The organism is Bacillus inaquosorum KCTC 13429, assembly GCF_000332645.1.
Lineage (GTDB): Bacteria > Bacillota > Bacilli > Bacillales > Bacillaceae > Bacillus > Bacillus inaquosorum.
The window spans coordinates 1-506 of sequence record NZ_AMXN01000024.1 but is presented as its reverse complement, the minus strand read 5'-3'; the positions used below and the strand labels follow the sequence as shown (position 1 = coordinate 506).

Sequence of the window (506 nt, the reverse complement as noted above, 5' to 3'; positions counted from 1 at the left end):
GAGTAGGACGCCGCCAAGCAGTTTTATTATTTCTACCATGTTTGTTTATGAAGCTTATATTATTCCGCAGTAGCTCAGTGGTAGAGCTATCGGCTGTTAACCGATCGGTCGTAGGTTCGAATCCTACCTGCGGAGCCATTGCTTCCATAGCTCAGCAGGTAGAGCACTTCCATGGTAAGGAAGAGGTCAGCGGTTCGAGCCCGCTTGGAAGCTTTACTAAATGTATTTATCTTACCAAGGTTTCTCAAAAAGGAGAAAGCTTTTTTTATTGCGATATGCGGAAGTAGTTCAGTGGTAGAACACCACCTTGCCAAGGTGGGGGTCGCGGGTTCGAATCCCGTCTTCCGCTCCATTTTTATCCCAACGGGATATTCTAAAATTGATTGCGCCCGTAGCTCAATTGGATAGAGCGTTTGACTACGGATCAAAAGGTTAGGGGTTCGACTCCTCTCGGGCGCGCCATTATTTTTAATAGAATAGATAGGGAATCGGGAAGTAGCTCAGCT

At 46.4% G+C, this 506-nt stretch carries 4 tRNA genes; all 4 read left to right on the top strand.

The window, feature by feature from the left end:
- Nucleotides 1-63: 63 nt before the first annotated feature.
- A tRNA-Asn gene (locus BSI_RS00005) sits at nt 64-138 on the top strand.
- A gap of 2 nt (nt 139-140) precedes the next feature.
- Nucleotides 141-213 (top strand) — tRNA-Thr (locus BSI_RS00010).
- 64 nt (nt 214-277) lie between these two features.
- A tRNA-Gly gene (locus BSI_RS00015) sits at nt 278-352 on the top strand.
- 33 nt (nt 353-385) lie between these two features.
- A tRNA-Arg gene (locus BSI_RS00020) sits at nt 386-462 on the top strand.
- Nucleotides 463-506: the final 44 nt, after the last annotated feature.